We start from the raw sequence: 14841 nt of genomic DNA, 5'->3' as shown, positions 1-14841 counted from the left end.
GCCCAGCCTGACGCGCCTCCCCCTCGCATGCCCTTGGCACGAGGGGTTTTTTGTTGCACGAATCCGGGCCGGCCATCGCAGGAACCCTGGCCTCAAACCCCCGAAATCCGGACGATCGAGGCACCGCCGGAGACCGCCCGGGCAGCCACCGCCGCCCGGGCCGGCGCCACCCCGAGCAGAACCCGAGAAGAGACAGGCAGATGACTGAGCACGCCGCAACCCCCCGCCGCGGGGACCACCCGGCCGCCCACGCTCCGGGTCAGCAGACCATCGAGACCATGACCGGCGCGCAGTCGCTCATCCGCTCGCTCGAAGCCGTCGGGGCCGACACGGTCTTCGGCATTCCGGGCGGCGCGATCCTCCCGGCGTACGACCCGCTGATGGACTCCAGCAAGGTCCGCCACATCCTGGTCCGCCACGAGCAGGGCGCCGGCCACGCCGCGACCGGCTACGCGCAGGCCACCGGCCGGGTCGGCGTCTGCATGGCCACCTCGGGTCCCGGCGCCACCAACCTGGTCACCCCGATCGCCGACGCCTACATGGACTCCGTCCCGATGGTCGCCATCACCGGCCAGGTCGCCTCCAAGGCGATCGGCACGGACGCCTTCCAGGAGGCGGACATCTGCGGCATCACCATGCCGATCACCAAGCACAACTACCTGGTGACCGACCCTGCCGAGATCCCCCGCGTCATCGCCGAGGCCTTCCACATCGCCGCCACCGGCCGTCCCGGCCCGGTCCTGGTCGACATCGCCAAGGACGCCCTGCAGGCCACCACCACCTTCCGCTGGCCGGTCGAGGCCTCGCTGCCGGGCTACCGTCCGGTCACCAAGCCGCACGCCAAGCAGATCCGCGAGGCCGCCAAGCTGCTGGTCAACTCCAAGCGCCCGGTGCTGTACGTCGGCGGCGGCGTGCTGAAGGCCAACGCCGGCACCGAGCTGCGCATCCTGGCCGAGCTGACCGGCGCTCCCGTGGTCACCACGCTGATGGCGATCGGCGTCTTCCCGGACAGCCACCCGCAGCACCTGGGCATGCCCGGCATGCACGGCTCGGTCCCCGCCGTCACCGCGCTGCAGAAGTCCGACCTGCTGTTCACCCTGGGCGCCCGCTTCGACGACCGGGTCACCGGCAAGCTCGACTCGTTCGCCCCGAACGCCAAGGTCGTGCACGCCGACATCGACCCGGCCGAGATCGGCAAGAACCGCCCGGCGGACGTCCCGATCGTCGGCGACGCCCGCGAGGTGCTGGCCGACCTGATCGTCGCCGTCCAGGCCGAGTTCGACGCCGGACACCGCGGCGACTACGCGGACTGGTGGACCAAGCTCAACCACTGGAAGACGACCTACCCGATCGGCCACGAGCCCGCCCCGAACGGCATGCTGTCGCCGCAGCAGGTCATCGAGCGGATCGGCCAGTTGGTCGGCCCGGACGCCATCTACGCCGCGGGCGTCGGCCAGCACCAGATGTGGGCCAGCCAGTTCATCCAGTTCGAGAAGCCCGCGACCTGGCTGAACTCCGGCGGCGCCGGCACCATGGGCTACGCCGTCCCCGCCGCGATGGGCGCCAAGGCCGGCAAGCCGGACACCCCGGTGTGGGCGATCGACGGCGACGGCTGCTTCCAGATGACCAATCAGGAACTGACCACGTGCAGCCTGAACAACCTGCCGATCAAGGTCGCGGTCATCAACAACGGCTCGCTGGGCATGGTCCGCCAGTGGCAGACGCTGTTCTACAACCAGCGCTACTCCAACACCGTGCTGCACTCCGGGCCCGGCCACGACGGCATCGAGCAGCCCGCCCAGGGCACCCGGATCCCGGACTTCGTGATGCTGTCCGAGGCGATGGGCTGCGTCGGCCTGCGCTGCGAGCGACCCGAGGACCTGGACGCCGTCATCAAGCAGGCCATGGAGATCAACGACCGCCCGGTCGTCATCGACTTCATCGTCCACCAGGACGCGATGGTCTGGCCGATGGTCGCCGCCGGCACCAGCAACGACGAGATCCAGTTCGCCCGGGGCGTCCGCCCCGACTTCGGCGACGACCAGGACTGACGGACCAGAAAGCGATGACCACCATGTCCAAGCACACCCTGTCCGTCCTGGTCGAGAACAAGCCCGGCGTGCTCGCCCGGATCGCCGCGCTGTTCTCCCGCCGCGGGTTCAACATCGACTCGCTGGCGGTCGGCCCGACCGAGCACCCCGACATCTCCCGGATGACCATCGTGGTCAACGTCGAGGAGCTGCCGCTGGAGCAGGTCACCAAGCAGCTCAACAAGCTGGTCAACGTGATCAAGATCGTCGAGCTGGACCAGGCCCAGGCCGTCCAGCGCGAACTCGTCCTGGTGAAGGTCCGCGCCGACGCCGAGACCCGCTCGCAGGTCACCGAGATCGTCCAGCTGTTCCGCGCCAAGACCGTCGACGTGTCGCCCGACGCGGTGACCATCGAGGCGACCGGGTCCTCGGACAAGCTGGGGGCCATGCTGCGGATGCTGGAGCCTTACGGCATCAAGGAGTTGGTGCAGTCCGGCGTGGTCGCGATCGGTCGCGGCGCCCGCTCCATCACGGACCGCTCGCTGCGCGCGCTCGACCGCTCCGCCTGACGCCCGTCTTTCCCACCCGTCGCCCACCACCCTCGAAGGACGCGCTTCGCGCGCCGTATCAACACTTGAGCACCACCACCGAACCCCCGCCGGGTGCGCCTACGGTAGGAACCCCCGGCAACACCACCACGCAAGGAGATGTGCCCCCGTGGCCGAGCTGTTCTACGAAGACGACGCCGACCTGTCCATCATCCAGGGCCGCAAGGTCGCGGTCATCGGCTACGGCAGCCAGGGCCACGCCCACGCGCTGTCGCTGCGCGACTCGGGCGTCGACGTCCGGGTCGGCCTGCTGGAGGGCTCCAAGTCCCGTGCCGCCGCCCAGGAGGCCGGCCTGCGCGTGGTCACCCCGTCCGAGGCCGCGGCCGAGGCCGACGTCATCATGATCCTGGTGCCGGACCCGATCCAGGCCGACGTCTACAAGGAGGCCATCGAGCCGAACCTGAAGGCGGGCGACGCCCTGTTCTTCGGCCACGGCCTGAACATCCGCTTCGGCTTCATCCAGCCGCCGGCCGACGTCGACGTCTGCATGGTCGCCCCGAAGGGCCCGGGCCACCTGGTCCGCCGCCAGTACCAGGAGGGTCGCGGCGTCCCGTGCATCGTGGCCGTCGAGCAGGACGCCACCGGCAAGGCCTTCGAGCTGGCGCTGTCCTACGCCAAGGGCATCGGCGGCACCAAGGCCGGCGTCATCAAGACCACCTTCACCGAGGAGACCGAGACCGACCTGTTCGGTGAGCAGGCCGTCCTCTGCGGTGGCACCGCCGCCCTGGTCAAGGCCGGCTTCGAGACCCTGGTCGAGGCGGGCTACCAGCCCGAGATCGCCTACTTCGAGTGCCTCCACGAGCTGAAGCTGATCGTCGACCTGATGTACGAGGGCGGCCTGGAGAAGATGCGCTGGTCGGTCTCCGAGACCGCCGAGTGGGGCGACTACGTCACCGGCCCCCGCATCATCACCGCCGACACCAAGGCCGAGATGAAGAAGGTCCTCGCCGAGATCCAGGACGGCACCTTCGCCAACAACTGGATCGCCGAGTACAAGGCGGGCCTGCCGAAGTACAACGAGTACAAGAACGCGGACGCCGACCACCTGCTGGAGACCACCGGCAAGAAGCTGCGCAAGCTGATGTCCTGGGTGGACGAGAGCGCCTGATCGGCCTCATCCCCGTTGTACAACAAGGCTGTTCCCGTCCGGGTGATTTCGCCGGACGGGAGCAGTCCCCCCGGCGGCCCGCCGATAGACTCCCGAATTACGCGTCAGGCCCACAGCGTCGTGCGTCTAGCTACGCGACATGCCACCTTCCCCCGCCCTGCGCACGCCACCTCACGTGCCCTCCGCCCGGCGGGGTGAACCGGACATTTAAGGACACACTGTCGTGAGCACTGTGACACCTAAAAGCGCTGTCGTTCTGATCGCTGAAGAGCTCTCGCCCGCCACGGTCGACGCGCTGGGCCCCGACTTCGAGATCCGGCACTGCAACGGCGCGGACCGCGCCGAGCTGCTGACCGCGATCGCCGACGTGGACGCCATCCTGATCCGCTCCGCCACCAAGGTGGACGCCGAGGCGCTGGCCGCCGCGAAGAAGCTCAAGGTCGTCGCCCGCGCCGGTGTCGGCCTGGACAACGTGGACGTCGCCGCCTCCACCAAGGCCGGCGTGATGGTCGTCAACGCGCCGACCTCCAACATCGTCACCGCCGCCGAGCTCGCCTGTGGCCTGCTGATCTCGGTCGCCCGCAACATCGCGCCCGCCAACGCCGCGCTCAAGGACGGCGAGTGGAAGCGCAACAAGTACACCGGCGTCGAGCTCAGCGAGAAGACCCTCGGCGTGGTCGGCCTCGGCCGGATCGGCGTCCTGGTCGCGCAGCGGATGTCCGCGTTCGGCATGAAGATCGTCGCCTACGACCCCTACATCCAGGCCGCCCGCGCGGCCCAGATGGGCGTCAAGCTGCTCTCGCTCGAAGAGCTGCTGGAGGTCTCGGACTTCATCACCGTGCACCTGCCGAAGACCCCCGAGACCATCGGCCTGATCGGCGACGAGGCGCTGCACAAGGTCAAGCCGAGCGTGCGGATCGTCAACGCCGCCCGCGGCGGCATCGTCGACGAGGACGCGCTGCTGCGCGCCCTCCAGGAGGGCCGGGTCGCCGGCGCCGGCCTGGACGTCTACGCCAAGGAGCCGTGCACCGACTCCCCGCTGTTCGCCCTCGACAACGTGGTCGCCACCCCGCACCTGGGCGCCTCCACCGACGAGGCCCAGGAGAAGGCCGGCATCGCCGTCGCCAAGTCGGTGCGCCTCGCGCTGGCCGGCGAGCTGGTGCCGGACGCGGTCAACGTCCAGGGCGGCGTGATCGCCGAGGACGTCCGCCCGGGCCTGCCGCTGGCCGAGAAGCTCGGCCGGATCTTCACCGCGCTGGCCGGCGAGGTCGCCGTCCGCCTCGACGTCGAGGTCCGCGGCGAGATCACCCAGCACGACGTGAAGGTGCTCGAACTCTCCGCGCTGAAGGGCGTGTTCGAGGACGTCGTGGCCGAGACGGTGTCCTACGTCAACGCCCCGCTGTTCGCCCAGGAGCGTGGCGTCGAGGTCCGCCTCACCACCTCCAGCGAGTCGCCCGAGCACCGCAACGTGATCACCGTCCGCGGCACCCTGGCGAACGGCGAGGAGGTGTCGATCTCCGGCACCCTCTCCGGCCCGAAGCAGACCCAGAAGATCGTCGGCGTGGACGGCTTCGACGTGGACGTCGCGCTCACCGACCACATGGCGTTCTTCCACTACGAGGACCGCCCCGGCGTGGTCGGCACCCTCGGCCGCATCCTCGGCGACGCCGGCATCAACATCGCCGGCATGCAGGTCGCCCGCGACGGCGACAACGCGCTCGCCTCGATCACCGTGGACACCGAGGTCTCGCAGGAGGTCCTGACCGAGATCGCCGGCGCCATCGGTGCCCGCTTCGCCCGTTCGGTGAACCTCGGCTGACGCTCCCTCAGCACCCCCGAACGGCCCTTCCGACCTTGAGGCGGAAGGGCCGTTCGCATACCCGGGGTCGTCGTTGTCTCAGATAGTAGGAAATCCAAGTAATTCCGCGACAGTGCGGCCCACCCGCCGTACTGTGGAGTAGTCATACGATGCGCCACCCCCGCAACGCCGGGGCGCGTGGCCCGTGGACACGTACGCGGTGCGGCAGGCGACCCCTGCCAGGCGTACCTCTCCTCCTCCTCACCCTTTCGCGCGCTGCTGCGCCCCCGCACCAAGGAGCCCGGTATGCCTTTCGTCGCAGACCGCACCACCGCCCCCACCACGCCCTCCGCCACCGCCGCCGTCGGCCGGCGCCGGCGCCGCCGCGTCCAGGCCGACCCGCGCACCGCCGCCGCCCTGCAGCGCGCGCTCGACCGCCGCGACAACGGCGCGCCCGCCGAGGACTGAGCACCCGCGCCGCTGCGCCGCACGGGTGACTTACCGTCACCCATGCGGTGAACGGCCGGGTCCGGCCCGGCGGCGGCTCCTAGGTTGGGGCGGTGCGCACCGCCCTCGGCCTCCTCGCCACCCTCGCCCTGCTCGTCCCGACCGCACCCGCGGCAGCCGCCGTCCGGCCGCACGGGACGACCACTGTCCTACTCGAACTGGCCGCCGAGCCGGTCGCCACCGCCTGGCGGCGCGCCCAGGACGGCGCCCGGCGCGAACGCCGCACCCCCGACCAGACCCGGCGCGCGGCCGCCGCCGCCGGACGGGCGGGCCGGGAAGCCGCCGACCGCTCACTGGACACCCTCACCGCCGAACTGCGGCGCGCCGTCCCCGAGGCCCGTCCGCTCTACCGCACCCGCACCCTGGTCGGCGGGCTCGCCCTGCGGCTGCCCGCCGACCGGCTCCCGCGGCTGGCCGGCCTGCCCGGCGTGCGCGCCGTCCACCCCGTGACGCCCAAGCAGCCCACCAACGGCTACTCGGTGCCGCTCACCGGCGCCCCCACGGTGTGGGACGGGCCCGCCGGGCACACCGGTGAAGGCGTCAGGATCGGCATCGTCGACTCCGGCATCGACTACACCCACGCCGACTTCGGCGGCCCCGGCACCCCCGAGGCCTACCGCGCCGTCGACGGCGCCGCACCGCCGCCCGCCGGACTGTTCCCCAACGCCAAGGTGGTCGGCGGCAAGGACCTGGTCGGCGACGACTACGACCCCGACCCGACCTCCGAGCACTACCAGCCCACCCCGCACCCCGACGACAACCCGCTCGACTGCGCCGCCAACGGCCACGGCACCCACGTCGCCGGCACCGCCGCCGGCCTCGGCGTCACCACCGACGGCAAGCCCTACCCCGGCCCCTACCGGCCCGGCCTCGACCCCGCAGCCTTCAAGGTCGCCCCCGGCGCGGCCCCCGGCGCCCAGCTCTACGCCATCAAGGTGTTCGGCTGCCACGGCTCCACCGACCAGCTCGCCGCCGCCCTCGACCTGGCCGCCGACCCCGACGGCGACGGCGACCTCTCCGACCGGCTCGACATCGTCAACCTCTCCCTCGGCAGCCCCTTCGGCACCCCCGGCGACGCCGACTCGCTCGCCGCCGACCGGCTCGCCGCACTCGGCACCCTCGTGGTCGCCGCCTCCGGCAACGAGGGCGACCACTACGGCATCGGCAGCAGCCCCGGCACCGCCGCCCGGGTGCTCACCGCCGCCGCCTCCGTCGACCCGCACGGCGACGCCGACGGCATCACCGTCCTCGCCCCCGCCGCCCTCGCCGGGACCGTCCCCGCGCACTGGAGCAACCGGTACACGCAGTGGGACACCGCCGCAGTGAGTGGCGAACTCGCGGCGCCCGAACGGGACTTGGACGGGTGCGCGGCGTTCGACGAGGCCGACGCCGAACGGCTGCGCGGAAGGATCGCCGTCCTGCGCTGGACCACCCGGGACGCCGACCGGGCCTGCGGCTCCGCGCCGCGCGCCGACCACGCCGCCGACGCCGGAGCGATCGGCGCGCTGTACGCCGCCGACGGCGACGACCTCGGCGAAGTCGCCGGCGACGAACGGATCCCCGCCGCGATCCTGGCCCGCGCCGACGGCGAACGCCTGCTGGCCGCCCTGCGGGACGGGCCGGTCACGGTGCGGCTCGCCGCGCCCGGCAACCCGCTGCACGGCACCGTCCCGCAGGACCAGCCGCAGCGCACCGACACCCTCGCCGGCTTCACCTCCCGCGGCATCGGCGTCGACGGCATCGTCAAGCCCGACCTGGCCGCGCCCGGCGAGACCATCTGGTCCGCGAAAGCCGGCTCCGGCAGCGCCGGCCTGCGCGAGGACGGCACCTCCATGGCCACCCCCCACCTGGCCGGACTGGCCGCGCTGGTCCGCTCCGCGCACCCCGACTGGGACGCTGCCGAGATCAAGGCCGCGCTGATGAACACTGCCACCGACACCTACCTGCACGACGACCGCACCGGCCCCGTCTACGGCCCCGAACGCGCCGGCAGCGGCCGCGTCCGGGTGGACCGGGCCGTCCGGACCCCCGCGCTGGCGTACGGCACGCAGGTGGAGGGGGCGGTCGGCGTGTCGTTCGGGGTGGTGGAGGCGACGGGGGCGGTCGCGGCCACCCGGGAGGTGGCGGTTCGAAACTTGAGTGATCGTCAACTCGTGTACGGCGTCGGGTATTCGGGTTCGACGGAGACTCCCGGGGCGTCCTTCGGACTGTCGCCCGCGCGGGTCGTGGTGCCGCCGCACGGTACGGCGACGGTCACCGTCACGCTCCGGCTGACGGGCGGGCTCGGCCGGGCCCCCGACCCCACGCTCGACCTCGTTCAGGCCGGGCACCCGCGCACCTACCGGGGCGAGCTCTCCGGGCGGCTCGTGCTCACTCCCGCCGACTCCGCGCTGCCGTCCCTGTGGGTGCCGCTGTTCGCGGCACCGCGCCACGCGACCGACGCCACCGCGCTGGGCACCCCCGCCGCGTTCGGCGTCGCCGGGCCGGACCTGCTCACCGTCCTGCAGCCCGGCGGCGAAGGCACCGGCGACCTGCGGCACGCCGCGGCCGCCGTCGACGACCAGGGCATGCTCTACCTCGCCGCCGCGCTGGCTGCCCCCGCCGCCACCCCCGCCGGCGCCTCCGGCGTCCGCGCCTCCCTCGACCTCGACGGCGACGGCACCCCCGACGCGACCGTCGTCGCCGACCGCCTCCCCGGCAGCGACGTCCTGGTCGCCCGCACCCTCGACGCGCGCACCGGTGCCGAACTCGACGTCCAGCCCCTCAACGGCCGTTGGGGCGACACCGACACCGCGCTGCTCGACTCCGACACCCTCCTCCTCCCCGTCCGCCTCGCCGCGCTGCCCCCGGCCACCGCGCTCCGGTACACGCTCTGGACCGGCTCCACCCCGGACCCGGCCACCGCCCTCGCCACCCTCGGCCCGTACCCCGTGGACCTCGCCCGCCCGACCCCGGTCCTGCACACCGTCCGCGCCGGCGAGATCTTCCGCACCTCCCTGTCGGACGCGCTGCTGATCCACCACCTGAACCGGGTCGGGCGGCGCGTCCAGGTCCTCACTCCGGAGAGTGATCCCGGGCGGGAAACCACCCGGTAGCCTGACAGCACAGGCCAGAATCCCCGCCATGGGAGCACTGATGAGCGTCGACCCGTACCCGGACTGGCTCCGCCCGCCGGTCGGCGGCTACACCGCCGACGACCTCGACCGACTGCCGGACCTCCCGCCGCACACCGAGTTGATCGACGGGAGCCTGGTTTTCGTGAGTCCGCAGGCGAAGTTTCACATCCGGGTCATCCTCACTCTGCACATGGCGTTGGCGGCAGCCGTCCCCGACGGATGGGAATCCTGGCCACTGATGACGGTGAAGCTGGACGACAGAAACCGGCCGGAGCCCGACATCGTGGTGGTCGACAGCGCGTCGAGCACGGGGCTCGGGCAGACGTACTTCGCGGCCGGGGACGTTCTGCTCGCCGTCGAGGTCGTCTCGCCCGAGTCGCGGACGCGCGACCGCGAGATCAAGCCTCGCAAGTACGCCGCCGCCGGCATCCGCTTCTTCTGGCGGGTGGAGAACGTCGACGGCCGGCCCGTCGTCTACACCTACGAGTTGGACCCGGCGAGCAACCGCTACACCCCCACCGGGATCTTCCACGACCGGCTCAAGGTCGAGCACCCGTTCCCGGTCGACATCGAGCTGAGCTGACGTTCCCGTCCGGATGGTGGACGCCGCGTGCTCAGGGCCTGGGACGGTTGTACTGTCCCAGGCATGTCTCGCACCATTCGTCTCGCAGTGATTCCGGGTGACGGTATCGGCCAGGAGGTCGTGGCCGAGGGCCTCAAGGTGCTTCGGGCCGCTCTGCCCTCCGACGCGAAGCTGGAGACCACCGAGTACGACCTCGGGGCCCGGCTGTACCACCGGACCGGGGAGACGCTGCCGGATGCGGTGCTGGAGGAGCTGAAGGGGCAGGACGCGATCCTGCTCGGGGCGATCGGCGACCCGAGCGTGCCGTCCGGGGTGCTGGAACGGGGGCTGCTGCTGAAGCTGCGGTTCGCGTTCGACCACCACATCAACCTCCGTCCGGGCAAGCTGTTCCCGGGGGTGAAGTCGCCGCTGGCCGGTCAGCCGGAGATCGACTTCGTGGTCGTCCGCGAGGGCACCGAGGGCCCGTACGTCGGCAACGGCGGCACGCTGCGCACCGGTACGCCGCAGGAGGTCGCCACCGAGGTCTCGCTGAACACCGCGTTCGGCATCGAGCGGGTCGTCCGGGACGCCTACCGTCGCGCCCAGGCCCGCCCGCGCAAGAAGCTGACGCTGGTCCACAAGAACAACGTGCTGGTGCACGCCGGCCACCTGTGGACCCGGATCTTCGAGCAGGTCGGCCGGGAGTTCCCCGAGGTCACCACCGACTACCTGCACGTGGACGCGGCGACGATCTTCTTCGTCACGCAGCCCGAGCGGTTCGACGTGATCGTCACCGACAACCTGTTCGGCGACATCCTGACCGACCTCGCCGCAGCCGTCACCGGCGGCATCGGCCTGGCCGCGTCCGGCAACATCAACCCGAGCGGCGACTTCCCGTCGATGTTCGAGCCGGTGCACGGCTCCGCCCCGGACATCGCCGGCCAGGGCAAGGCCGACCCGACCGCCACCGTGCTGTCGGTCGCCATGCTGCTGGAGCACCTCGGCTTCGCCGCCGAGGCCGCCCAGGTCGAGGCCGCGGTCACCGCGGACCTCGCCGAGCGCGACGGCGCCCGGTCCACCTCCGAGGTCGGCGACGCGCTCGCCGCCCGAGTATCGGGCTGACCGGCCGGACGACAACTCCGGCCGACGGGCCGGTTCATATACGTACAGCCTCCCGGCTGTTCGGCACGGCCCTCTGGATGCGAGTATCGACAGTGGGCCGTGCCGTCATGCGTTCTTCCGCCCGGCGGTGGCCCAGCCAAACCCCACGGTGAAGGACAGACAGCCATGAGCACGCCCACCCAGGCGCCCATCACGTTCGACCTCAAGCCCTCGGCGCAGCCGCTGTCCGACGCGGAGCGCGAGGCCCGACTGGCCAACCCCGGCTTCGGCCGGATCTTCACCGACCACATGGTGACCATCCGCTGGACCGAGGGCCGCGGCTGGCACGACGCCCAGCTGACGCCGTACGCGCCGCTGGAGATCGACCCGGCCAACATGACCCTGCACTACGGGCAGGCGATCTTCGAGGGCCTGAAGGCCTACCGCCAGGCCGACGGCTCCATCGCGACCTTCCGCCCCGAGGCCAACGCCGAGCGCTTCCAGGCCTCCGCGCGCCGCCTGGCGATGCCCGAGCTGCCCGTCGAGGCCTTCGTCGAGGCTGTCGAGCTGCTGGTCAAGCAGGACCAGGCGTGGGTGCCGAACCAGCCCGAGCAGAGCCTCTACCTGCGGCCGTTCATGTTCGCCACCGAGGTCGGCCTGGGCGTGCGCCCGGCCAACTCCTACATCTTCATGATCATCGCCTCGCCGGCCGGCGCGTACTTCCCCGGCGGCGTCAAGCCGGTCTCGGTCTGGCTCTCCGAGGACTACGTCCGCGCGGCGCCGGGCGGCACCGGCGCCGCGAAGTGCGCCGGCAACTACGCGGCCTCGCTGGTCGCCCAGGCCGAGGCCGCCGCCAAGGGCTGCGACCAGGTGGTCTGGCTGGACGCCGCCGAGCACAAGTGGGTCGAGGAGATGGGAGGCATGAACCTCTACTTCGTCGTCGGCGAGGGCGAGAACGCCACCGTCGTCACCCCCGAGCTCTCCGGCGCGCTGCTCCCCGGCATCACCCGCGACTCCCTGCTCGCCCTCGCCAACGACCTGGGCTACCGCTCCGAGGAGCGCAAGATCTCCACCGACGAGTGGAAGCAGGGCAACGCCGACGGCACCATCACCGAGGTCTTCGCCTGCGGCACCGCCGCCGTCATCACCCCCGTCGGCCACGTCAAGTCCGCCAACGCCGACTGGACCGTCGCCACCGGCGAGCCCGGCCCCCTCACCATGCAGCTCCGCGAGGCCCTCCTCGCCATCCAGGGCGGCCACCGCCCGGACACCCACCACTGGCTGCACAAGATCGTCTGACGCCTTCCGGCCCGGGCATTCCATGGCGGAATGCCCGGGCTCGATACCCTCGGAAAACTCCACTCGTTGAGCAGATCGGATAGGAGGGAGGGACCATGACCGCCGCGACGTACGACACGGCCGACGTCTACCGCAGCCCCGAGGACGTCCTCCTGAAGGCATTCCTCGCCCTGGAGATCCCGGAGGGGTTCAAGGCCGAGCTCATCGAGGGGGAGATCATTGTGACGCCACCGCCCGACGGCGACCACGAGGGTGCCATCGGCCGGATCGTCCGCCAGGTGTTCCGGCTGTGCGACGGCGACATCACGTTCGCCGGGAACAAGGGACTGATCGTTCCCGGCGGCAGGTTCATTCCGGACGGGACGTTCGCCGAGGAGGGAGCGTTCGACGGTCAGCCCCCGTGGATGAAGTCCGATCGGCTCCTGATGGTCGTGGAGGTCACCTCCAGCAACCCCGCAAAGGATCGCTGGGGCAAGCGGAAGGGCTACGCCGCGGCGGAGATTCCGCTGTACCTCCTGGTGGATCGGAAGGCCGGTAAGGCGGTGCTGCACAGCCACCCGGAGGGCGGCGAGTACACCGCGACCACCTCCGTGCCGTTCGGAGATCCGCTGCCGCTGCCCAAGCCGTTCGGGTTCGACCTGGCGACGGACCGGCCGGCCTGAGCCGTTTCGGATGGCGAGACGGGTCTGTCGTATCGCGGACGGTGTGCAAGACTCCAAGGGTGTCCTCGCTTTCGCTGATTATTAGCAGCAGGCGCGCCGGTCCGCAGTGACCGCTTCCGTGGCAACACCCTGATCGCGGAGCGACCACCAGCGTCCAGACCCGCGCGCAGACCTCTCGCACCCGCGAGGGGTCTTTTGTTTTGTCCCGGACCGGCCCGGGCCCTCACGAGGGGACCGGAGACACCGGGGACGCGCGCGGGATGCTGGACAGTGGAGCCGGATTCCGATCCCGGCAAAATGCACGAAAATACTCCACCGAACGGAGAACCCAGGGCCATGACCGAGGCCAACAGCCGCCCGCACGACGGCTTCCACGTCTTCGACACCACGCTCCGCGACGGCGCCCAGCGGGAGGGGATCAACCTCACCGTGGCGGACAAGCTGGCCATCGCGCGCCACCTGGACGAGTTCGGTGTCGGCTTCATCGAGGGCGGCTGGCCCGGCGCCAACCCCCGGGACACCGAGTTCTTCGCCCGCGCCCAGGCCGAACTTGAGCTGAAGAACGCCCAGTTGGTGGCGTTCGGGGCGACCCGGCGGGCCGGCGGGAAGGCCTCCGAGGACCCTCAGCTGGCAGCGCTGGTGGCGTCCGGTGCGCCGGTGGTGACGCTGGTGGCGAAGTCCCACGACCGGCACGTCGAGCTGGCGCTGCGCACCACGCTGGAGGAGAACCTGGAGATGGTCCGGGACAGCGTGGAGTTCCTGCGCTCCCAGGGCCGCCGGGTGTTCATCGACTGCGAGCACTTCTTCGACGGGTACCGGGCGAACCCGGAGTACGCGCTGGCCGTGGTGAAGGCCGCGCACGGGGCCGGCGCGGACGTCGTGGTGCTGTGCGACACCAACGGCGGGATGCTGCCGTCCGGTGTGCGCGAGATCGTCGAGACGGTGCTGGCCGAGACCGGCGCCCGGCTCGGCATCCACGCGCAGGACGACACCGGCTGTGCGGTCGCCAATACGCTGGCCGCGGTGGACGCGGGGGCCACGCACGTGCAGTGCACGGCGAACGGCTACGGCGAGCGGGTCGGCAACGCCAACCTGTTCCCGGTGACGGCGGCGCTGGAGCTGAAGTACGACCGCCGGGTGCTGCCGGCCGGCAGTCTCGCCGAGATGACCCGGATCTCGCACGCCATCGCCGAGGTGGTCAACCTGATCCCGTCCACCCACCAGCCGTACGTCGGTTTCTCGGCGTTCGCGCACAAGGCGGGCCTGCACGCCTCAGCGATCAAGGTGGACCCGGATCTCTACCAGCACATCGACCCGGAGCTGGTCGGCAACACCATGCGGATGCTGGTGTCCGACATGGCGGGCCGGGCGTCGATCGAGCTGAAGGGCAAGGAGCTGGGCTACGACCTGACCGGCGACCGCGACCTGGCGGGCCGGGTGGTGGCCCGGGTGAAGGCGCAGGAGAACCTGGGCTACACCTACGAGGCGGCGGACGCCTCGTTCGAACTGCTGCTGCGCGACGAGGTGAACGGCGGCGAGCGGCTGCGGTTCTTCGAGCTGGAGTCCTGGCGGAGCATCAGCGAGCAGGGCCCGGAGGGCCGGGCGGGCAACGAGGCGACCGTGAAGCTGTGGGCGCGCGGCGAGCGGAAGGTCGCCACCGGCGAGGGCAACGGCCCGGTGGACGCGCTCGACAAGGCGCTGCGGGCGGCACTGGAGCCGATCTTCCCGCCGCTGGCGAAGCTGGAGCTGGTGGACTACAAGGTCCGGATCCTGGAGGGCCAGCACGGCACCGGCTCGAAGACCCGGGTGCTGATCGAGTCCACCGACGGCACCGGGACGTGGTCCACGGTCGGCGTCGCGGACAACGTGATCGCGGCGTCCTGGGTGGCGCTGGAGGACGCGTACACCTACGGCCTGCTGAGGGCCGATCAGCAGCCGTAACGGCGGTCGGTGCGAGGAAGTGCCCAGGGGGCGTGCGGATGACTCCGCACGCCCCCTGCTGGCGTGGCCATGCCTTGGTCTCGTCAGCGCAGGCGGGCGAGGAGGGCGT

The 14841-nt window shown here is 71.5% G+C and carries 11 protein-coding genes; all 11 read left to right on the top strand.

The features are described from left to right. Window positions 1–200: 200 nt before the first annotated feature. The gene (locus AMK19_RS21020; protein ID WP_073814047.1) at window positions 201–2051 is read left to right on the top strand and encodes an acetolactate synthase large subunit; all 1851 of its coding nucleotides are present in this window, start codon (window positions 201–203) and stop codon (window positions 2049–2051) included. A gap of 23 nt (window positions 2052–2074) precedes the next feature. Beyond that, entirely contained in the window at window positions 2075–2599 is a 525-nt protein-coding gene (ilvN, locus tag AMK19_RS21015) for an acetolactate synthase small subunit (protein ID WP_073814480.1), read from the top strand. A gap of 148 nt (window positions 2600–2747) precedes the next feature. Beyond that, window positions 2748–3746 (top strand): ketol-acid reductoisomerase, encoded by a 999-nt coding sequence (gene ilvC, locus AMK19_RS21010; RefSeq protein WP_073814045.1) that lies wholly within the window; start codon window positions 2748–2750, stop codon window positions 3744–3746. A 232-nt stretch (window positions 3747–3978) separates the two neighbouring features. Continuing rightward, window positions 3979–5565: a phosphoglycerate dehydrogenase gene (serA, locus tag AMK19_RS21005; RefSeq protein WP_073814043.1), complete on the top strand. Its 1587-nt coding sequence runs from the start codon at window positions 3979–3981 to the stop codon at window positions 5563–5565. A gap of 285 nt (window positions 5566–5850) precedes the next feature. Continuing rightward, the gene (locus tag AMK19_RS36600) at window positions 5851–6012 is read left to right on the top strand and encodes a hypothetical protein (protein ID WP_198953398.1); all 162 of its coding nucleotides are present in this window, start codon (window positions 5851–5853) and stop codon (window positions 6010–6012) included. 92 nt (window positions 6013–6104) lie between these two features. Beyond that, entirely contained in the window at window positions 6105–9146 is a 3042-nt protein-coding gene (locus AMK19_RS21000) for a S8 family peptidase (protein WP_073814041.1), read from the top strand. A gap of 28 nt (window positions 9147–9174) precedes the next feature. After that, the gene (locus tag AMK19_RS20995; RefSeq protein ID WP_083647155.1) at window positions 9175–9750 is read left to right on the top strand and encodes a Uma2 family endonuclease; all 576 of its coding nucleotides are present in this window, start codon (window positions 9175–9177) and stop codon (window positions 9748–9750) included. Between the two features lie 63 nt (window positions 9751–9813). Continuing rightward, window positions 9814–10851, top strand: coding sequence for a 3-isopropylmalate dehydrogenase (locus tag AMK19_RS20990; RefSeq protein ID WP_073814037.1), 1038 nt, complete (start codon window positions 9814–9816; stop codon window positions 10849–10851). Between the two features lie 165 nt (window positions 10852–11016). After that, window positions 11017–12129, top strand: coding sequence for a branched-chain amino acid aminotransferase (locus AMK19_RS20985; protein WP_073814034.1), 1113 nt, complete (start codon window positions 11017–11019; stop codon window positions 12127–12129). Between the two features lie 95 nt (window positions 12130–12224). Then, window positions 12225–12791: a Uma2 family endonuclease gene (locus AMK19_RS20980; RefSeq protein WP_073814032.1), complete on the top strand. Its 567-nt coding sequence runs from the start codon at window positions 12225–12227 to the stop codon at window positions 12789–12791. 336 nt (window positions 12792–13127) lie between these two features. Beyond that, window positions 13128–14732 (top strand): citramalate synthase, encoded by a 1605-nt coding sequence (gene cimA, locus AMK19_RS20975; protein ID WP_073814029.1) that lies wholly within the window; start codon window positions 13128–13130, stop codon window positions 14730–14732. Window positions 14733–14841: the final 109 nt, after the last annotated feature.

The sequence above is a fragment of the Kitasatospora sp. CB01950 genome (assembly GCF_001905465.1).
Classification (GTDB): Bacteria; Actinomycetota; Actinomycetes; order Streptomycetales; family Streptomycetaceae; genus Kitasatospora.
Note: the sequence above shows the minus strand (reverse complement) of the source record. Positions and strands in the feature narration are given on the sequence as shown.

Bases quoted from the DNA above. Each gene is read 5' to 3' on its own strand.
- AMK19_RS20985 (WP_073814034.1), top strand. From the start codon at position 11,017: ATGAGCACGCCCACCCAGGCGCCCATCACGTTCGACCTCAAGCCCTCG.
- AMK19_RS36600 (WP_198953398.1), top strand. From the start codon at position 5,851: ATGCCTTTCGTCGCAGACCGCACCACCGCCCCCACCACGCCCTCCGCC.
- AMK19_RS20990 (WP_073814037.1), top strand. From the start codon at position 9,814: ATGTCTCGCACCATTCGTCTCGCAGTGATTCCGGGTGACGGTATCGGC.
- AMK19_RS21020 (WP_073814047.1), top strand. From the start codon at position 201: ATGACTGAGCACGCCGCAACCCCCCGCCGCGGGGACCACCCGGCCGCC.
- AMK19_RS20980 (WP_073814032.1), top strand. From the start codon at position 12,225: ATGACCGCCGCGACGTACGACACGGCCGACGTCTACCGCAGCCCCGAG.
- ilvN (WP_073814480.1), top strand. From the start codon at position 2,075: ATGTCCAAGCACACCCTGTCCGTCCTGGTCGAGAACAAGCCCGGCGTG.
- cimA (WP_073814029.1), top strand. From the start codon at position 13,128: ATGACCGAGGCCAACAGCCGCCCGCACGACGGCTTCCACGTCTTCGAC.
- AMK19_RS20995 (WP_083647155.1), top strand. From the start codon at position 9,175: ATGGGAGCACTGATGAGCGTCGACCCGTACCCGGACTGGCTCCGCCCG.